This window comes from Rhodospirillales bacterium, assembly GCA_028824295.1.
GTDB lineage: Bacteria > Pseudomonadota > Alphaproteobacteria > TMED109 > TMED109 > VXPW01.
The window spans coordinates 286,067-304,691 of record JAPPED010000003.1; the positions used below are offsets into that span (position 1 = coordinate 286,067).

Consider the following 18,625-nt stretch of genomic DNA (forward strand, 5'->3'; position numbering starts at 1 on the left):
ATGTCCGAGCAGCAGATCGGCCGCACGTACGAGGCGGCCAGCGTGGAATCACGCATCTATCAGGCCTGGGAGGACGCCGGCGCCTTCACCTGCGATCCAGGATCGGCCGAAGCGCCGTTCGTCGTGATGATGCCGCCTCCCAACGTCACGGGGAGCCTGCACATCGGGCATGCGCTGAACATGACGCTGCAGGACGTCCTCAGCCGTTACTGGCGGATGTGCGGCCGGGACACGCTGTGGCAGCCGGGTTCGGACCACGCCGGGATCGCGACCCAGATGGTGGTGGAGCGGCAGCTGGCAGAGGAGGGCGGGCCAGACCGGAAGGCACTGGGCCGCGAGGCGTTCGTCGAGCGGGTCTGGGCGTGGAAGCGGGATTCCGGCGGCACGATCAACCGGCAGTTGCGCCGGCTGGGCGCGTCCGCCGACTGGTCCCGCGAACGCTTCACGCTGGACGAGGGCCTGTCGGCGGCGGTCCGGAAGGTGTTCGTGCAATTGCACCGGGAGGGGCTGGTCTACCGCGACAAGCGGCTGGTCAACTGGGACACCCAGCTCCGGACCGCCATTTCGGACCTCGAGGTCGACACGCGCGAGGTCAAGGGAGGCTTCTGGTACATCCGCTACCCGTTCGCCGACGGTGATGGCCACGTCACCGTGGCGACGACTCGCCCGGAGACCATGCTGGGGGACACCAGCGTCGCCGTGCACCCGGAGGACCCGCGCACCGCAGGCTTCGTAGGACGCGAGGCCCGGCTGCCGCTCACTGACCGGGTGATCCCGGTGGTCGCCGACGAGTACGTGGATCCGGAGAAGGGGACGGGAGCAGTCAAGATCACGCCGGCCCACGACTTCAACGATTTCGAGGTGGGGCGCCGGCACGGTCAGACGCCGATCAACATCCTGAACGCCGATGGCTCGCTCAACGGCAATGTGCCCGCGGCCTATCGCGGCCTCGACCGCTTCGAGGCCCGACAGCGCGTGATCGCCGACCTCGAGGCACAGGGTCTGCTCGAGCGCGAGGAGGAGATCGTGCACACGGTCCCGTTTGGCGACCGCTCGCAGACGGTGATCGAGCCCTGGCTCACCGACCAGTGGTTCGTCGACGCGAAGACGCTGGCCGGGCCGGCGATCCGCGCCGTTGAGGAGGGTGCGACCCGGTTCGTGCCGGCGAACTGGGCCAATACGTACTTCGAATGGATGCGCAACATCCAGCCATGGTGCGTCTCGCGGCAGCTCTGGTGGGGACACCGGATCCCGGCGTGGTACGGCCCCGACGGCAAGGTGTTTGTCGCCGAGTCGGAGGCGGAAGCCCGGGCGGCGGCCGAGGAGGCGTTCGGCAAGCCGGTGGAGCTGGTGCAGGACGAGGATGTCCTGGACACCTGGTTCTCGTCGGGGCTCTGGCCGTTCTCCACGCTGGACTGGCCCGCCCGGACGGACCTGGTCGAGCGCTACTACCCCGGGACCGTCCTAGTGACCGGGTTCGACATCATCTTCTTCTGGGTGGCCAGGATGATGATGATGGGGCTGCACTTGCAGAAGCAGGTGCCGTTCCGGGACGTCTACATCCACGCCCTCGTGCGCGACGCGAAGGGCCGGAAGATGTCCAAGTCCGAGGGGAACGTGATCGATCCGCTCGAGCTGATGGACCGGTACGGAACGGACGCCGTCCGGTTCACGCTGGTCGCCATGGCCGCGCAGGGCCGGGACATCCGGCTGGCCGAGGACCGCGTCAAGGGCTACCGGAACTTCGTCACCAAGCTCTGGAACGCCGCCAGGTTCCTGGAACTGCAGGGCGCCGGCCAGGCCGCCCCGGCCGCAAGACCGGCCCCGGTCCTGAGCCTCAACCGGTGGATCGAGGCGGCGGCTGCCGAGGCGGCACAGTCGGTCGCCGCGGCGATTACCGCCTACCGCTTCGACGAGGCCGCCGCAGTGGCCTACCAGTTCCTGTGGCACACCTACTGCGACTGGTACCTGGAGCTCGCCAAGCCGCTGCTGGGCGGCGATGACGCAGCCACCCGGGCGGAAACGCAGGGAAGCGCCGCCGCCGCGTTCGCCGTGACCCTGCGGATGCTGCATCCGCTGATGCCCTTCGTGACGGAGGAGCTCTGGTCGCTCCGCCGGGAATCGGAGCGCCTGCTGGCCCTCACGCCATGGCCGGATGCGCCCCGCTCAACCGATCTGGAAGCGAAGGGCGAGATCGAGTGGCTGATGGCGTTCGTGAACGAGGTCCGCTCCGTGCGCTCGGAACTCCGGGTGCCGCAGGCGGCGATGGTCGGAATCCGGTTCCGGATCACGACGCCGTCGGCGGATCGCGCGCTCGCCGTGCATGGCGAGGCCATGCGGCGGCTCGCCCGGATCGAATCGTTTGCAGCTGACGACGGTCAGGACAGCCAGGCCGCCGAGCTCGAGGCAGCCGGGACGGTCGCGCTCATGCCGCTCGCCGGCACCATTGATGTCGCAGCGGAACGGACCCGGCTCGCGAAGGAGATGGAGACGCTGCGCAAGGAGATCGCGCGGTTCGAGGCGAAGCTCGCCAACCCGTCGTTCGTGGACCGGGCTCCGCCGGCCGTCGTGCAGGAGCAGCGCGACCGGAAGACTGATGCGGAGGTCCGTTCCGAACGAATCGAACGGGCACTGGCCCGGCTCGGAACCGGGATGGAAGCCGCGTAGCGCCAGTCGTATCCTGCCCCCGGCCAGCCCCCCACATCCACGGACTTCACGTCATGACGATCGACAAGAGCAGACTTCCCAGCCGACACACGACTGAGGGCCCCGAGCGCGCCCCGCACCGATCCTTCTACTACGCGATGGGGCTCACCGAGAAGCAGATTCACCAGCCGTTGATCGGGGTGGCCACGACTTGGAACGAGGCGGCGCCATGCAACATCACGTTGCGCCGCCAGGCTCAGGCGGCCAAGGCGGGAGTCGATCAGGCCGACGGGACCCCGCGGGAGTTCACGACGATCACCGTGACCGACGGGATCGCCATGGGGCACCAGGGCATGAAGGCGTCGCTCGCGAGCCGGGAGGCGATCGCCGACACGATCGAGCTCACCGTGCGGGGGCACGCGTATGACGGCCTCGTGGGCCTCGCCGGCTGCGACAAGTCGCTGCCGGGCGTAATGATGGCGATGGCGCGCCTCAACGTGCCGAGCGTGTTCCTCTACGGCGGCTCGATCATGCCGGGGCGGTTCCGCGGCCGCGACGTGACCGTGCAGGACGTCTTCGAGGCGGTGGGGCAGTACCAGGGCGGCAACATGAACGCGGACGACCTCGACGAGATCGAGCGGGTTGCCTGCCCGTCGGCGGGCTCATGCGGCGGGCAGTTCACGGCGAACACGATGGCCTGCGTGTCCGAGGCGCTGGGCATCGCGCTGCCGCATTCCGCCATGGCGCCGGCGCCGTACCAGTCGCGGGACGAATACGCCTTCGCGTCCGGCCAGGCGGTCATGAAGCTGATCGAGCAAAATCTCCGGCCGCGCGACATCATCACGCGCGAGGCGCTCGAGAACGCGGCGCGCGTCGTGGCCGCGAGCGGCGGCTCGACCAATGCCGGGCTGCACCTGCCGGCGATTGCGCACGAGTGCGGCATCAAGTTCGACCTGAACGACGTCGCCGAGCTGTTCCGCTCGACGCCGTACATCGGCGACCTCAAGCCAGGCGGCAAGTACGTGGCGAAGGACCTGTACGAGGCGGGCGGACTGCCGGTGCTGATGAAGGCGCTCTACGATGGCGGCTACATCCACGGCGACTGCGTGACGGTGACCGGACGCACGGTGGCCGAGAACCTCGCGGACGTCGCGTTTCCCGAGGACCAGGACGTCATTCGCCCGGTGTCGAACGCGATCACGCCGACAGGCGGCGTGGTGGGGCTTCGGGGGAACCTCGCGCCGGAGGGCGCCATCGTGAAGGTCGCGGGCATGCAGCGGCTGCGCCACGTGGGGCAGGCCCGCGTATTCGACACAGAGGAGGAGGCGTTCAAGGCGGTGAAGGAGCAGCAGATCCGCGACGGCGACGTGCTCGTCATCCGCTACGAGGGGCCGAAGGGCGGGCCCGGCATGCGGGAGATGCTCGCCACGACGTCCGCGATCTACGGCCAGGGCCTCGGCGAAAAGGTCGCACTGATCACCGACGGACGGTTCTCGGGTGCGACGCGCGGCTTCTGCATCGGACACGTCGGGCCGGAGGCCGCGGTCGGGGGACCGATCGGCCTCGTCGAGGAAGGCGACCAGATCACCATCGATGCGGAGACCGGCGAGCTGTCCGTTGCGCTCAGCGACGAGGAACTCGCCTCGCGCCGCGAGCGCTGGACGCCACGCACGCACGAGTACACGTCCGGAGAACTCTGGAAGTACTCGCAGCTCGTGGGCCCGGCCGTCGGAGGCGCGGTGACGCACCCGGGCGGGCAGGCCGAAACCCACTGCTACGCGGACACGTAGTTCTCAGGCGATCTGGTACCGCTCTACGGTCAGCGGCGCGGTTCCGACTATCAAGGCCGCGGGCAGTCAGGCACCGGCCGCCCGCGCAGATCAGCCTGCAGCGTCAGGAACTGCGCCGAGGTAACTGTTGAGACAGGCGCTTCGGTAACCGTCCTCGGTCCACAGCACGGGGAAGAAGGACTCGTCCATCTCCGTGCTGCCGGCGCGCTTGTAGCGGCCGTAGATGCTTCCGACGCGGGTCGGGTGGTACCGGGCTTCGGAAGACATGCAGTGGGACACGAGCGCCCGTCGAGGCGCTTCGGTGCGGTTGGTGCCCGAGCCGTGGAATATCCGTCCGTGGTGAAAGACTCCCCCTCCCGCCGGAACCTCGACCCGCACCACGTTGGGGACGGCACCCGCCCGTGCGGCGGCCTCGCGCATCTCGCGTTCGTAGTCGTCAGGAGCGTGGAACCGGGAGGCCGGCTGACCGAGGTCCCAGCGGTGCGAACCCGCGACGTATTCGATGGTGCCGCCAGCCCCGGTGGTCGGGTCGAGTGCCATCCAGCAGGTGCACAGTTCGGGCGGCACCACCCACTGCTGATAGCTGTCGTCCTGGTGAAAGGCGAGCGGGCGGGCCCCCGGCGGCTTCCACAACACGTTGTCCTGGTTGATGCGCGCGCCCGGCCAGCCGCTGAGCCGCGCGCACCACAGGCCGACCCGGGGGTGGAGGACCGCGTGCGCCACCTCACGGTCCGACTTCCAGGCGTTGCAGATCTGGCGGGTCAGGTCCCCCGCGTCCCTTCCGTCGCGCCAGTTCCACTCGTCGGGATGGAGGCCGGTCTCGAATTCGCCGCGGAAGAGCGGTTCAAATCGCGCGGCCAGGCGGGCTGCGGCGTCGGGTTCGATGAGCCGTTCGACAACGAGGAAGCCATCCCGGTGAAAGCGTCGGATATCCGAAGCGTTCGGCTCTTCGATCAGAAACATGGCGCCTCCCGCCTCTCGGTGCACCGTTCGTCTCGAACACCGGGAATCGGCTGTTCCTTCCGAGTGAGCCTAACCAATTCTCGGGCCCGCACACTTCAATGCATCGCACAATTGACTTTTGCTTCGATTGCTTCATGTAGGTCATTCAAGTGCCTACCCCTGAGGGATTGCGCCTTCCAAGGAGGCATGCATGAGCGCGTTGACCGGACGGAATAGCTTTCGCGACCTGACCGGGGATTTCACGCCAGAACGCCGCCAACGCGTGGAGGCAAGAAAAGCCGGCCTTCGCGCAGCCATGCCGCTTCACGAACTCCGTTGGGCACGCACGAAGCCTCTACGGGTGAGCGGACAGGGGCTGCACGAAAAGCGGCCGGCTGCCGACATCTCGTCGGATTGACGAGTACAGCACGCCTGGAGCATCGATCTGTGTTGACGATCCGCCTGCCGGCAGACATTGAGGAGCGCCTGGAGCAACTCGCGAAGGCGACCGGTCGCACCAAGACGTTCTACGCGCGCGAGGCCATCCTCCGTCATCTGGAGGACCTTGAGGATCTGTACCTGGCCGAGCAGAGCCTGGCTGAACTGCGGGAAGGCCGGTCGCGCACCTACACGCTCGAGGAAGTGGTGCGCGACCTCGGCTTGGAGGATTGAGCTCACCGGGCGAGCCCGCGAACAGCTAAGCGAGTTCGATTACGTTGTCGCCCGCTGCATTGCCGATCTCCCGGTCAGCCGTCTTGCGGGAACGGACTACGCCCACGCCAGGGGACATCGCGCTGCAGCATGGCTCGCCCCCTCCAGCCTGTCCGGGGACGACCATTTCGGTGAAGGGCAACTCTTCGACGCGGTGCGGAGGATGTCAGCGCGGCGGTTCAATGAGGATCTCATCGACCACAGAGATCGTGCGGTCACGCCCGATCTCGAGCAGGACGACCTCGCCGGAGGCGACACCCCGGCCGAGCAGCGCCCTGATGTTCACGTAGTGGGTGACCAGGATGACAATCTCTCCTGGCGGGAGGCTCGCTAGGAAGTCCCGCAATTCGGCGGTCTGCGCATTGGCGCGGGCTGGGTTCCGGAAGAACGAGTTGAGCGCGGGCAGCTCTTCGACCGGCCCGAGACCGAGAAGCTGGGCCGTGTCGCGGCAACGGCACCATTGGCTTGTGAGAACCCGGTCGACGATCGCATCCGCAGCCCTGATCGCCGCGCCAATCGCTCGCGCCTGTTCCCGGCCCCGTGCGTCGAGATTGCGTTGGGTGGCACAGTCGTCGAGCGTGAACGATGCGGGATCTCCGCTCCCGGGCGCAAGGGCGTGGCGCACGATGGCGACGATGCCGGGTTCGGACAGGCGGGCGAAACGAGCGTCGGCGTCGGCCGGCGTAGGTAGGAGGCAGAAGACTGCGAAAAACGTGAGCAAGAGAAGTAGGCGCGTCATCGGCAGACGGAAAATGCGAAGTCGGGAACGGATTGGGTGCACGAAGCTGACACTCCGGTCTAGAAGTTTCCCTTTGTGCTTGGCGGGCGTTTCCGGAATGCGTAGGCAGAAGAGTTGGTCAGTCGCGACACGTCGGTTTGGGTCGCGGCCTATCGAGAACCTGCCGGAGGGAACGCCGCGCAAAGATGGCCTCACCGAGAGCTGCTGCGCTAGTTTTATTCCTCACGCTTGAATGCCCACAATGTTTGTTTTGTGATCTATACCAGTATACGTTATTGCTTTTCACAATCAGTTACCGTTGTTCAATGAATGAGTGGAGAATTTTCCCGGTCTCCGCAAAGGAACCGGTCACATCATGGACACCGCCATACAGAATCGTTTTTCAGAACCGGTTGCCGTTTTTCGGGATCGGCGCCTTCCTGTAACGGCGATGCCGGCGGGTTACGCCGCACTGATTGGGGCGTACGATCTGGCGGTGCCGCTTCCGCGGAACCTCAGCGCCATCGGATCACGGCACAGGCTCGTGGAGCAAGACGGCTGGCGGATTTACTCACCGCGCTACACGCCGGACGCAAGCCTGCAAGGTCATCTCACCTTCGCCCTGAAGCACGAAGGGTTGGACTTGGCCGTCTTCAAGCGCCTGTTTGCGGCGACAGGCCCCGACGCCGTTGCCGATCTGGTCAGGGCCAGGCCCACGGGCGCCTATGCCCGGCGTGTCTGGTTCCTCTACGAATGGCTGACCGGAAGGCGGCTCGATCTCCCGAATGCTGAGCGCGGGGCCTATGCGCCGATCGTGGATGCGGACCGGCAATATGCCATCTCCGCCGCAACGTCTTCACGGCACCGTGTCAAGAACAATCTGCCAGGCACGCCGGCCTTCTGTCCGCTGGTGTTCCGCACCAATACGCTAGAGCGTTTCATCGCCATGGACCTTCAGACCCGGGCGCAGCAAGCGGTGGCCGCCGTGCGGCATGATCTGCTGGCGCGCACCGCTGCATTCCTGCTTCTTAACGACTCGAGGTCGAGCTTCGCCATTGAGGGCGAACATCCCCCGCAGGATCGCATCCAGCGATGGGCACGCGCGATCGGACAGGCTGGCCAGCTACCGATCGATCATGACGAACTGATACGTCTGCAGCGCATCGTGATCGGAGATTCCCGATTCGTCCGTCTGGGCCTCCGAACCGAGGGCGGCTTCGTCGGTCAGCATGACCGCGAGTCGCGTTCGCCGATCCCCGACCACATCAGCGCACGGCCGGATGATCTGGGACAGCTGATCGACGGCATCATCGCTTTTGACCGGGGAGTTGCCCAGCAGCTCGATCCCATCGTGGCCGCATCAGTTCTGGCCTTCGGCTTTGTCTACATCCATCCGTTCGACGACGGAAACGGCCGAATGCACCGCTACCTAATTCACCACGTCCTGGCCCGGCGCGGTTTCAACCCGCCGGGGGTCGCATTTCCGGTATCAGCGGCAATTCTGGATCAAGTGGACGACTACCGCGCAGCGCTCGAGGATTACTCGGAACGCCTGCTGCCGGTAGTGCAGTGGGAACCAACGGAATACGGCAACGTCCGGGTGCTGAACGATACCGGAGACTTCTACCGGTATTTCGATGCCACACGGCAGGCCGAGTTCCTGTACGGCAGCGTGCAGCGGACGATCGAACTGGACTTGCCGCGGGAAGCGGCATTCCTGGGACGGTACGACGCGTTTCGGAGGCGTCTGAACCTGATCGTCGACATGCCGAATCGGCTGTCGGATCTCCTGTTCCGGTTCCTTCACCAGAACGGCGGCACGCTTGCTCGCCGCAGGCGGGAAAGGGAATTCGCTGCCCTGACCGATGACGAGGTTCAACGTGTCGAGGCCATCTACCGGGAAGAGTTCGCCGACGACCGTCGCTGAACACGAGCAGAAGTCGGCTGGCGAAAGGCCGCGGCCACTGTCGGTGACCGCACGTTGGCTCCAATCACGATGACGAGTCCGGGCGCCGTAGCTGCTGTGGTCACCGGCCTTGTGATACGGGAGCGCGATGCGTGCGTTTGACGGGGCCGTGCGGCGGATGCTCGATGAGGTACTTCCGGTCCTTCGAAACGTAGATGGCCGTTTTTCCCTGCTTGTGGCACATCGCGACGCCGCTCTTTGGTGTGCGTCCCATCTCGTCAATGCGTTCAAGGTTGGCGTCCGTCATGCTAGAGCGGGATGGTGTCGGTGTTCCGGCTGTCGCTTTGGCCTCGCGTTCCTTGCGCTGGTGGGCGCCGGTCCGGTTGCGCTGCTCACTCTGCATGGTCATGCATGATCATTCTGGAGTTCGTCTGGAGCCAGTCTACCGCCGGAACCTCGGCTCTCCCATGTCCTGCTCGGCGGACTGGCAACAAGTTCGCAGTTCCATTCCCGCTGCTCGGTGGTGGACTTTCCCACGCGCTGGGGCATGCGGGCATTCCCGCGTGACCGGACGTGCCGACAAGTACTTGCCCCGGAACGTCGGGCCTTCCTCGGGTCGGGCGCCACGCCGATCGTAAAGGTGGGTGGTGGCGATGCGGGCGTGCCCGGGCCACTTCTGGACACGGTTGATGTTGGCGTTGTGCTGGAGGGCGGTGATCGTCGCGGTGGCGTAGCGCGAATGCACGCAGAGATCACCCACGCGCGCGTTGAACCCGATGGCTGCGCCGGAGTGCCGCACGACGTTCTCGTCGAACGACCGCGGATCGAGCGCGCGGCCATCTGTCCGGTTTCGGTTTCAATAGAGCGGTTGGAAGAGTGAGGCGGCGAGATTACCGCTCGCGCCAATGATGCTGTACCGGGAAGGAAGTGTGAATCTGCAGACGCAGGCGCGCGCAGTTTGAGCACCACTCATACCGTTGCAAGGAGCGACGCCAGTTCGCCCAGACCGATCACTTCGACGGCCTCGCTCCTAGGGTATCGTTCGATGCCCGAATACACGACGAATGAGCGCGTGGGATTGAGGTCCTGACGCGCGTGGTGAAATCCCTTGTCGAGCCGCGGGGCGAGGCCGCGCTTGATTTCCACCGCCCACAAGTCTCCACCTGGCATCTGGAGCACCAGGTCGATTTCGGCGCCAGCAGCTGTCCGGTAAAACCATGGCCTCACACGCTCCGGGGCGGCGCTGAGGAGGTTTTCCAGCACGAACCCTTCCCAGCTCCCACCGGCGACCGGATGACCCAGTACGGCATCCCGGTCGTCGAGGCCGAGCAGCGCGTGGACGATACCGCTGTCGCGTACGTAGACCTTCGGGGATTTCACCAGGCGCTTGCCGACGTTGGCGTGAAAGGGGGGCAGGCGTCGGACCAGCAGGAGGTCGACAAGCAGGTCGAGATAGCGGGCGATTGTCTTGCCATCGACGGCAAGGGCACGAGCGAACTGGGCCGCGTTGAGCAAGCCGCCCTGCATATGGGCCAGCATGGTCCAGAAGCGTCGCAGCGTTTCCGCCGGCACGCGCGGGCCTAGCTGCGGAACGTCACGCTCCAGGTACGTGCGGACAAAGTTGTCCCGCCAGACCAGGCTGGCTTCATCGCTATCGGCCAGAAAACTGTCCGGGAAGCCGCCCCGGATCCAGAGCTTCTCGTGCGTAACGGCGTCGACTTCGAGAACATTGAAAGGCCCGAGCTCGATATAGGCGATGCGGCCGGCAAGGGATTCTCCCGACTGCTTGAGGAGGTCGATCGACGCCGAACCCAGAAGCAGAAACCGGCCCGCGCGGATGTTTCGGCGGCGCTCCCTGTCGATGAGGCCCCGAAGTGTCTGGAACAGCTCCGGCACTCGCTGGACCTCGTCGAGGATCACCAGCTCTTTTTCGTGCCCGGACAGGTAAAGTGCGGCATCGCTTAGCTTCTCGCGGTCCGCTGTGTTCTCAAGGTCGAGATAGGTGCTCGCTCGTTCTTCAGCGATAAGCCCAGCCAGCGTGGTCTTGCCTGTTTGGCGCGGGCCTAGGAGGGCCGCGGCTGGGAACTGGTCCAGTCGAGCGCAGACAAGTTGCGATTTCTGACGCGATATCATCCTAGCATATATGGCATAGTATTCCAGAAATGCAATGATAAATTGGACACAAGGAATTTGAGAAGCGGGCTGCGGAACTCGGGAACACAACAATTTGAGCGCGGAATCACAGGCTTTTTCCGAGATGGTGCTCTCCGACCGTGTTCCGGCGGGCGAGCGCGCACCGCCCCCTTTGTGAGGACGCGGAAGCATGGGCCCCAGGCGGCACGGCGGCAAGCGAAACGCCGGTGGGCGGCGGTCCACGCAGGCGGGAGGCTGAGGACCGTGAAGAAGGCAGCGAGAAGAAAAGTCGGCGCGTCGAAAATCCGCGACAGGCAGCGTTACGCCACGATGGCGCCAGCCAGAGCGGACCGGCTCTGAATCGTTACAGGATCCGGTACACCTCGTACGTCGGGCCGGTCGGTTTCCGGTCACCCTTGCCCACGCACACGAGGCCGTTGAGCCAGGCGTATTCCGGTGCGCCGGTCTCGAAGAACGGGGCGATCCGGAAGTAGTACTCCGAAGGGTCGACGGTTTCTCCCGCGTTGAGCCGGCGCATCACGTCCTCGGGTCCGTGCCGGACGCCGAAGTAGGTCATGTAGACGAGGGCCCCGTCGTGGGTGCGGAGGGTCGCCCGGACATCCAGCCGAAGCGATCCGTCAGCACGGAGCACCAGCCAGTCGCCGCCGCCCTGGAGAACCTCGCCCCGGAAGTTGGGGCCCTCGAACGTTCCGCCGGTGACATTGACGTTGAGACGTCGCCCGGACGGCGTGTTGTCGAGCACGATGGGCTTGTCGACGGTCAGGTCGAAAACAGCGAGCAGTTCGGATTCGAGAGGCATGGATTGCTCCTGGAGGGGCGGGCGTGACGCTTCGCGTGCGCCGGTCGTTATACACGTCCGCGGTGGTCCCGGTGTGCCGGACGTCCGCCGGCCGGCGGGGTCTGACCGCACGGGCACAACAGCGGATGATTTGGTTACCCGCTGGCCGTCCTGCCAGCCGGCTGCCGCGTCGATGTCAGGTACTGGCTGGTCGGGGGGCCACGGATTGCTCGCAGATCGCGGGCCGGCGCACAGGGCACGGCGCCGCGAAGGTATCTTCTGCACCTGGTTTGGCAGCCGGCCTGGCCGGGAATGGAGTCCCCGCCGATCCGGCAGCTGCAAAACCGTATTGCACCCTGCGTCTACCCCGGTTGGCAGGCGCGCGATCACCTGGGCTGAGGCCACGCCATGGCAGGACACATCGCGATCCTCGGCATCTTCGTTGCCGATGTCACGTTCCGGACCGACCGCCTGCCGCAGATGGGCGAGACCGTCATCGGCGAGAGCGTGGCGCTGAGCCCGGGGGGCAAGGGATCGAACCAGTCGGTCGCCGCGGCCAGGCTTGGCGCCGAAGTCCGGTTCATCTCCATGGTTGGCCGTGACGCCTTTGCGGACATGGCGTATGCAGCCTGGGCCGACGCGGGCGTGGAGCCCCTGGTGGCCCGGTCGGAGCGCCTGGCGACGGGGGCCGCCTCGGTGGTGGTGAACGCGGCGACGGGCGAGAACGCGATCGTCGTGTGTCCGGGCGCGGCCTTCGAGCTCTCGGATGCGGATGTCGATGCGGTGGCGGACGCCATCCGCACGGCCGCCGTCTTCGTCACCCAGCTCGAGCAGCCGGTCCCGGCCGCGATGCGGGGACTTGCGATCGCGAGGGAGGCGGGGGTGACGACCGTCCTCAACCCGGCTCCCGCCGCGACGGTTCCGGAGCGCATGCTCGGGCTTTGTGACTACGTGACGCCGAACGAGACAGAGGCTTCGGCCATGACCGGTCTTGCGGTGGGGAGCGAAGACGAGGCCCGCGCCGCTGCGCGCGCGCTCAGGGAGCGCGGGGCCGGGGCGGCCGTGATCACGCTGGGCGCCGAGGGGGCGCTCTTCGACGGTCCCGGGGGCGGGTACCTCGTGCCGGCGTTTCAGGCGGGCCCGGTTGTGGAAACCACGGGGGCCGGGGATGCCTTCAACGGGGCATTCGCGGTGGCGCTTGCCGAAGGCCGAGAGCCAGTTCAGGCAGTGCGCTTTGGATGTGCGGCCGCCGGCCTCTCGGTTACGCGACCAGGAACGGCGCTCTCCATGCCGCATCGTGCCGAGGTGGAGACGTTGTTGGATGGGGTGTGACCAATCCTCTACCGTAGGAAGTGGGAATGACCTTGACCGTCGCACACTGTTGCCTGTTTGCGAGTTCGGTACGACGGGCTTGGAGTCCTCGTGGCGCTTGAGCGAAGCGCCTAAACCAGCACCGTGCTTGACGACAATCGGGGTAGACTGGCCAGATCGTTCGATTCGGCTAGCGAGGACGTGTCCGATGCAGGATCGCAACTCTGAATTCACCGCAGTCGGGCACGCGCCGGAACCCGATCCGGTGATTGATGCGTACAAGTGCGACATAGACCGCACGCTTCTTCGACAGAACCTGCTGCGAACCGTGACGGAGCGGGTAGAGAACCTGATGGCCCTGCAGCGCTTGGCGGCGGAAGCACGCCGGGCTGGACAGTCTCTGCGAGGTGACACCTGACCGACTTCGAGGCAGCCCTTCGGTCCCTCTGCGAAGCGGGAGTCGAATTCGTCGTCGTTGGCGGGCTTGCCGCCGTCATTCACGGGTCGGCACGACTCACCCAGGACATCGACGTCGTCTATTCGAGGTCCAGCGCCAATATCGTACGCCTCGTCGCGGCACTTGGTCCCCATGCGCCGTACCTGAGGGGGGCGCCACCCGGCCTGCCGTTCGAGTGGAGTGCTGCGACCGTCGAGCGTGGGCTCAACTTTACGCTCACGACGGCGGTTGGAGATATTGATCTGCTCGGGGAGATCACTGGTGCCGGCGACTACGATGCCCTCGTTCCCGACACTGTGGAAGTGGATATTTTCGGGTTCCAATGCCGCTGCCTGGACCTGCCGCAGCTCATCGGCGCCAAGCGCGCCACCGGCCGGCCGAAGGATCTGGACGCGCTCGCCGAACTGGAAGCACTGCTGGAGGAACGCGGAGCGTAAACGGCCCACGATGCCGGAGGATGGTGGTAAGGCCGGGCGCCGGAATGGACGGTGCGTTTTGGATGTGCTGTCGCCGGCCTCTCGGTCACGCGACCGGGAACGGCGCTCTCCATGCCGCATCGTGCCGAGGTGGAGGCACTGCTGGAAGGGGTGTGATGAGACCGCGCCGCAGGGCTTGGCAATTCGCCGTCCGGTCATGCATCCGCGAGGCACCGAAAGCCCCGAGATGACGAAGGCTTGCAGCCCGCGCGGTGTTTGAGCGTGACGATCGGATCTCTGCTCCCACCGCTTTCCCCGCTGCGGCCAGGTCAGCGTCTGCGTCACCCAGACGGGTTTCCCGATCGTCTCCGCCTCGCCGTCGCCGACGCTGAAATGACCAGCGACACCTGATACTGGACAGCCGCCTGCCCTGAGGGGGCGGGGTCTTCATGGAAGCTCTGGCTTCTGCTACGGATCGCGATTGCGCATTTCCACTGCAGTGTCCGTCATGGCGTCTTCAGGCCGTGATCCGGACCTTCATTCCCAGTGCCCGCGTGATCCGCATGACCGTTGCGAGGGTGGGATTGCCGCCTTCCGACAACGCCTTGTAGAGCCCCTTGCGGCTCATCCCTGTTTCGCGCGCCAGCTGGCTCATGTTCCCTGCCCGGGCGATGTCGTGGAGGGCGGCGCGCAGCAGGCTGCCGTCGCCCGGATCCTCCTCCGCACAGGCTTCCAGGTAGAGACGGATGTCTTCCGGCGTGCGCAGGTGATCGGCCGCATCCCACTTGGTGAACGCCTCGCTCATTGTTGCCTCCAGTCGTCCGCCAGTTTCCCGGCACGCTCGATGTCGCGTTCTTGGCTGGCCTTGTTGCCGGCGCAGAGTACGATCACCGTCTGTCCCTCGCGCAGGACGTACACGCGGTAGCCCGGCCCATGGTGGACGCGCAATTCATGCAGTCCACCACGTATCGGCTTGACGTCTCCCAGGTTGCCCAGCGACAGGTGTCGCAACCGGGCATTGATCCGAGCGACCGCGCGCCGATCGCGCAATCCGCGGATCCAACGCTGGAACGTGGCACTCTCGACGACATCGAACACTTGAAATGCGTATACTACAGTTCACATAACGTCAAGCGCAATCACGGTCCGGGTGATCACGGGAAGGCCCCTTCGTGAGACGCCCCAGGATTCCGTGAACTGTTTGATGGAGCACACGGGGACGCCGAGACACGTCGTTAGTAGCGGCTCTCGAACTTATCGGCTGCGAGATCCCGACGCAGGGTGCCGCGCTGGCTATCGCGGGCCGGCCGCCGCGGGAGGGACAGGCGGACCTGTGCCATTACCTGGGTGCGGAGTTGGTTGGTGGCACCGTCGTCCAGCACGTGGGCGTCAGGCTCGAGCCGGTAGCTCAGCCGGCGGTTCTCTCGGTTCCGGGACTCGAATGAGACACTAGCTTTGCCGCCGGCGTCATGCCAACTTGTTGCCATAATGTTTTTTCAATATTTTCCGGTCATGTCGAAAGATCACGACATCCCAATCTCCCGTGGCGACCTGACGTTCACAGTGCACATGGCACTGCGCGATCCACGACGACACGCCGGCGAACGACGACAACGGCGTGCGATGGGGCAGCCGGACGATCTCGGGCAAGGGCGCCAGGGACGACCTTACCGCCGCCGAGCGCGATGCGTGGCGCAGGGCCGTGGAGGCAATCGACAATGACTGAACGCAACATCGCTGCCAAGGTCCTCGACGCACTGTGCGAAGTACGCGAGCACCGCGCTGGCAAGCGCACCTTGAAGACCGTGCGGGTCGAGCCGCGGCCCCTCCTGAAGCTGACCCCAGAGGTCATCCGCGCCACTCGCGAGCGCCTGGACGTCTCCAGGGCGGTCTTTGCACACATGATCCGCGTCCCCGTGCGCACGATCGAGCGCTGGGAGCAGGGTCGGTCAAGCCCTCCCGAATCGGCTGCGGCCCTCATCCTCATGGCGCAGAAGTACCCGGACACGTTTGATCGGCTCGCCTCCCTGTAACCCGCCCGGGCGGCCCGGTCCGATCAACCGACTGGGCGCGGTCCAATGGCAAACGGAGCCACTGCTCACGCGAAGGCGGCGGCGTCTAGAGCAGGCGGCAGCCGTAGTCGGTGAAGCGGCTGTCGGCGCTCATCAGCCTGACATTCCGCGCCATGCTCTGCACGACGAGCATCCGGTCGAACGGATCGCGATGGCGAAAGGGAAGGTCCTTCAGGAGAACGGCATCTGCCGCGGAAAAAATCGAGCAGCTCGAAACCCAGCCGCCCGGCGCAGGCGATGGCGTCATGATCGAAGCGGAGCTTGCCGAGCGACGCCTTGATCATGCTCTCGGCGACTGAGACCGAACTCAGATAGACGATGTTGGCGCGGCTCTCGAGCTCGCTTCTCTGCCGTGGCGACAGGCGTTCGGGCGCGGCGACCGCCCAGATGAACACGTGCGTGTCGACCAGGATTCTCAATCGCCGGGCCCGTAGAACATGCGTTCGATGTCCGCGTCCTCTTCGAACAGTGCATCGTCGGGCACGTCGACCTGCCCCTTCAGGATGCCCAATTTCCGCTTTCCTTCCGGGGTATGCGGCACCAGGTCGGCGACCGGAAGATTGTTCTTGGCGATGACCACCTTCTCGCCGTGGTAGACGCGATCGATCAGGTTCGAGAGTTGCGCCTTCGCCTCCGAAATGTTGACGATCATCCATCGGCCTCCCGTACCAGGTCTGTCAGACCATAGATGGCCAATGGGACCAATTCAGATCCGGTTTGGCAATACTTAGGGACCACGCGATGATCGGATGGACCGAGAGGATGGCAGAGCGACAGGGCAAGCGACGCGCAAGATGCGGTGCTGACGCAGCCCCGCTGACATGATTGGCCGGCTCGGTGAAGGAACGGTCCGCCTTGCCAGGCGGGTTCTGCCATTCGACAGCAGTGCAGCGCGCTTACGCCCGGATTGCTTCGGCCAGCCGCATCGCCGTCCACGGAGATACACGCAGTCGTGCCGCGTCGACATTCCGCTTGGCGGTGAACTTGCCCTTCCACTAGCATCCGGTCCGGACGGGCCGGTGGCGGCCGGTCGCACCGTTCAATGGAGGCCGGACCATGGCTGCATTCCTGATCGTTCGCGCCCAGGTGGATCCGGCCGTGAAGGACTCATTCGACACCTGGTATCAGAACGAGCACCTGCCGGAGGCAGTCGACGCCTTCGATGCCGTTGGCGCGAGTCGCGGCTGGAGCGAACTGGAGGAGAACGTGCATATCGCCTTCTACGAGTTCCGGGACATGCCGGACGTGAGCCGGGTGATGGGCTCGGACGCGCTCAAGCGAATGATCGGGGAGTTCGACCGGCTGTGGAGTGGCAGCGTGACGCGCACGCGCGAGGTGGTGGATCTCGTCCAGGCGATCTGAGCGCTGGCGCCGGGCCCGGTCACGGGCAGAAACGGATTGGATGCGGCAGGGGTTTCCCGAGGAACCGCGTCGCAGACCGTCCAATCAGCCGTGACACGCAAAGACATGCTTCCTGGTTCATCCGCTGAGGCAATCCCGGTGTCGATCACGATTGCCGGTGCGCGGCCGGGAGAGTTGGCGATTTGGCCGCAAGCGGACTATGTATGCGAACGGGGAGCGTCGGTTCGTGGCGGGCAGTCCTGTCGAATGGCCACCGGACCGGGAACGCCCCCGCACGGGAACAGGCGACCGGCATGACCAGACTGGCCACGGAGGGAACCCGCGAAGGGGTTCGCCTCGGTACCTTCCGCTACATGCAGACGTCGGCGGAATCCTCGCTCTACCGGAACGGCAAGGTGCTCAGCCGCCGCGACCGGGACGGCAGCGACAGCGGCCTCCTGGGTGTCCATCTGGAAGATCGCGAGATGGCGATCCTCGACGCCCGCTCGGTGACGCAAGCTGAACAACCGACTTTGTCGGCCAACGGCTTTGAGCTGCTTGAGCGACCGTCGGCGGACCCGGACCTGGACTTTCTCGATCACGACGCGGTGGCCCGGGCGTACTATCCCGAATGCGCCGAGATCGTGCGCGCTGCGACCGGGGCGGAGACCGTCGCCGCCTTCGACCACAACGTCCGCTCCGCGACCGGCAAGTCGGGCAAGCGGCGTATCGCGGGCGGCCAGCAGGTCCAGGGACCGGCGCATCTGGTGCACGGTGACTACACCCTGACCAGCGCGCCCCAGCGAATGCGTGACCTCGCCCGGCCGCCGACCCTGAACGACACCTATCGCACGGTGCTGGCCGAGGACGAGACGCTGCTCGACGCCGCGGCGGTCGAGCAGGCGATCGCGGACGGACGGTTCGCGCTCATCAACCTCTGGCGCAACATCGCCCGCGAGCCGGTGGCGACGCGGCCGCTTGCGCTCTGCGACGGGATGAGCGTGCACCCGGAAGAACTCGTCGTCTTCGAGATCCACTACAGCGACCGGATCGGCGAGAACTACTTCGCCAAGCACGACGACCGCCACCGCTGGGTCTACTGGTCCGCCATGACCCGTGACGAGGCGCTGCTCATCAAGCAGTGGGATTCAGCCGGTGAACTGGCCCGGTCCGAAGGCACGAGGGCCGACCCTGACGGCGTCGACCGACCTTGCACCTTCAGCTTCCATAGTGCGTTCGAGGATCCTGCGACCCCGCCGGATGCGCCCGACCGCTGGAGCATCGAGGTTCGCTGCGCGGTGCTCTACGCGTAGCCAGCGGAGACGCTTCTACGCGCTGACACGTAGCGTTCGGCGGTAATCTCCCGGCGCGTATGCGTGGGGG

The 18,625-nt window shown here is 65.8% G+C and carries 22 protein-coding genes; 12 read left to right on the forward strand and 10 right to left on the reverse strand.

What is annotated here, in order from left to right; all coding sequences use genetic code 11:
* The gene (locus tag OXH60_02655; protein ID MDE0711014.1) at positions 1-2,667 is read left to right on the forward strand and encodes a valine--tRNA ligase; all 2,667 of its coding nucleotides are present in this window, start codon (positions 1-3) and stop codon (positions 2,665-2,667) included.
* 53 nt (positions 2,668-2,720) lie between these two features.
* Entirely contained in the window at positions 2,721-4,436 is a 1,716-nt protein-coding gene (gene ilvD / locus OXH60_02660) for a dihydroxy-acid dehydratase (protein ID MDE0711015.1), read from the forward strand.
* A 90-nt stretch (positions 4,437-4,526) separates the two neighbouring features.
* Here the strand turns inward: ilvD and OXH60_02665 are convergent, their stop codons facing one another.
* Positions 4,527-5,399: a phytanoyl-CoA dioxygenase family protein gene (locus OXH60_02665; GenBank protein MDE0711016.1), complete on the reverse strand. Its 873-nt coding sequence runs from the start codon at positions 5,397-5,399 to the stop codon at positions 4,527-4,529.
* A 190-nt stretch (positions 5,400-5,589) separates the two neighbouring features.
* Between OXH60_02665 and OXH60_02670 the strand changes: the two genes are divergently transcribed.
* Together OXH60_02670 and OXH60_02675 are read left to right on the forward strand one after the other, a co-directional pair.
* Complete coding sequence (locus OXH60_02670) at positions 5,590-5,796, forward strand: hypothetical protein (protein MDE0711017.1); 207 nt, start codon at positions 5,590-5,592, stop codon at positions 5,794-5,796.
* A 29-nt stretch (positions 5,797-5,825) separates the two neighbouring features.
* Positions 5,826-6,050, forward strand: a complete 225-nt coding sequence (locus tag OXH60_02675; protein MDE0711018.1) for a DUF6290 family protein — start codon at positions 5,826-5,828, stop codon at positions 6,048-6,050.
* Positions 6,051-6,255: 205 nt separating this feature from the next.
* Here OXH60_02675 and OXH60_02680 read toward each other — a convergent pair whose 3' ends face one another.
* Positions 6,256-6,828 carry a histidine phosphatase family protein gene (locus OXH60_02680; protein MDE0711019.1) on the reverse strand — a complete coding sequence of 191 codons (573 nt, stop codon included), beginning with the start codon at positions 6,826-6,828 and terminating at the stop codon, positions 6,256-6,258.
* Positions 6,829-7,183: 355 nt separating this feature from the next.
* Here OXH60_02680 and OXH60_02685 point away from each other — a divergent pair, with 355 nt between their 5' ends.
* Positions 7,184-8,734, forward strand: a complete 1,551-nt coding sequence (locus OXH60_02685; GenBank protein MDE0711020.1) for a Fic family protein — start codon at positions 7,184-7,186, stop codon at positions 8,732-8,734.
* A 100-nt stretch (positions 8,735-8,834) separates the two neighbouring features.
* Here the strand turns inward: OXH60_02685 and OXH60_02690 are convergent, their stop codons facing one another.
* Complete coding sequence (locus OXH60_02690; GenBank protein ID MDE0711021.1) at positions 8,835-9,122, reverse strand: hypothetical protein; 288 nt, start codon at positions 9,120-9,122, stop codon at positions 8,835-8,837.
* Between the two features lie 138 nt (positions 9,123-9,260).
* Between OXH60_02690 and OXH60_02695 the strand changes: the two genes are divergently transcribed.
* The gene (locus tag OXH60_02695) at positions 9,261-9,593 is read left to right on the forward strand and encodes a hypothetical protein (protein ID MDE0711022.1); all 333 of its coding nucleotides are present in this window, start codon (positions 9,261-9,263) and stop codon (positions 9,591-9,593) included.
* 89 nt (positions 9,594-9,682) lie between these two features.
* Here OXH60_02695 and OXH60_02700 read toward each other — a convergent pair whose 3' ends face one another.
* Both OXH60_02700 and OXH60_02705 read right to left on the reverse strand, forming a co-directional pair.
* On the reverse strand, positions 9,683-10,846 hold the full coding sequence (locus tag OXH60_02700; GenBank protein ID MDE0711023.1) for an ATP-binding protein: 1,164 nt from the start codon (positions 10,844-10,846) through the stop codon (positions 9,683-9,685).
* 364 nt (positions 10,847-11,210) lie between these two features.
* Positions 11,211-11,666: a DUF3237 domain-containing protein gene (locus tag OXH60_02705; protein ID MDE0711024.1), complete on the reverse strand. Its 456-nt coding sequence runs from the start codon at positions 11,664-11,666 to the stop codon at positions 11,211-11,213.
* Positions 11,667-12,053: 387 nt separating this feature from the next.
* On the opposite strand from OXH60_02705, the gene OXH60_02710 reads away from it, so the two are divergent.
* The 3 genes from OXH60_02710 to OXH60_02720 all read left to right on the forward strand — a co-directional run bounded on the left by OXH60_02710 (position 12,054) and on the right by OXH60_02720 (position 13,850).
* Positions 12,054-12,977, forward strand: a complete 924-nt coding sequence (locus tag OXH60_02710; protein MDE0711025.1) for a ribokinase — start codon at positions 12,054-12,056, stop codon at positions 12,975-12,977.
* Positions 12,978-13,164: 187 nt separating this feature from the next.
* The gene (locus OXH60_02715) at positions 13,165-13,374 is read left to right on the forward strand and encodes a hypothetical protein (protein ID MDE0711026.1); all 210 of its coding nucleotides are present in this window, start codon (positions 13,165-13,167) and stop codon (positions 13,372-13,374) included.
* A gap of 341 nt (positions 13,375-13,715) precedes the next feature.
* Positions 13,716-13,850 carry a hypothetical protein gene (locus OXH60_02720; GenBank protein ID MDE0711027.1) on the forward strand — a complete coding sequence of 45 codons (135 nt, stop codon included), beginning with the start codon at positions 13,716-13,718 and terminating at the stop codon, positions 13,848-13,850.
* Positions 13,851-14,346: 496 nt separating this feature from the next.
* On the opposite strand, the gene OXH60_02725 is transcribed toward OXH60_02720, so the two are convergent.
* The 3 genes from OXH60_02725 to OXH60_02735 all read right to left on the reverse strand — a co-directional run bounded on the left by OXH60_02725 (position 14,347) and on the right by OXH60_02735 (position 15,316).
* Positions 14,347-14,634: a putative addiction module antidote protein gene (locus OXH60_02725; GenBank protein ID MDE0711028.1), complete on the reverse strand. Its 288-nt coding sequence runs from the start codon at positions 14,632-14,634 to the stop codon at positions 14,347-14,349.
* On the reverse strand, positions 14,631-14,927 hold the full coding sequence (locus OXH60_02730; GenBank protein MDE0711029.1) for a type II toxin-antitoxin system RelE/ParE family toxin: 297 nt from the start codon (positions 14,925-14,927) through the stop codon (positions 14,631-14,633). The genes OXH60_02725 and OXH60_02730 overlap by 4 nt, the downstream gene beginning before the upstream one ends.
* 137 nt (positions 14,928-15,064) lie before the next feature.
* Complete coding sequence (locus OXH60_02735) at positions 15,065-15,316, reverse strand: hypothetical protein (GenBank protein MDE0711030.1); 252 nt, start codon at positions 15,314-15,316, stop codon at positions 15,065-15,067.
* 231 nt (positions 15,317-15,547) lie between these two features.
* Between OXH60_02735 and OXH60_02740 the strand changes: the two genes are divergently transcribed.
* Entirely contained in the window at positions 15,548-15,862 is a 315-nt protein-coding gene (locus tag OXH60_02740; GenBank protein ID MDE0711031.1) for a helix-turn-helix domain-containing protein, read from the forward strand.
* An 85-nt stretch (positions 15,863-15,947) separates the two neighbouring features.
* Here OXH60_02740 and OXH60_02745 read toward each other — a convergent pair whose 3' ends face one another.
* Both OXH60_02745 and OXH60_02750 read right to left on the reverse strand, forming a co-directional pair.
* On the reverse strand, positions 15,948-16,148 hold the full coding sequence (locus OXH60_02745) for a hypothetical protein (protein MDE0711032.1): 201 nt from the start codon (positions 16,146-16,148) through the stop codon (positions 15,948-15,950).
* A 168-nt stretch (positions 16,149-16,316) separates the two neighbouring features.
* Entirely contained in the window at positions 16,317-16,553 is a 237-nt protein-coding gene (locus OXH60_02750) for a type II toxin-antitoxin system prevent-host-death family antitoxin (protein ID MDE0711033.1), read from the reverse strand.
* A gap of 404 nt (positions 16,554-16,957) precedes the next feature.
* Here OXH60_02750 and OXH60_02755 point away from each other — a divergent pair, with 404 nt between their 5' ends.
* On the forward strand, positions 16,958-17,263 hold the full coding sequence (locus tag OXH60_02755) for a hypothetical protein (GenBank protein MDE0711034.1): 306 nt from the start codon (positions 16,958-16,960) through the stop codon (positions 17,261-17,263).
* 293 nt (positions 17,264-17,556) lie between these two features.
* A complete protein-coding gene (locus OXH60_02760; GenBank protein ID MDE0711035.1) occupies positions 17,557-18,555 on the forward strand; it encodes a CmcJ/NvfI family oxidoreductase in 999 nt (332 codons plus the stop codon).
* Positions 18,556-18,625: the final 70 nt, after the last annotated feature.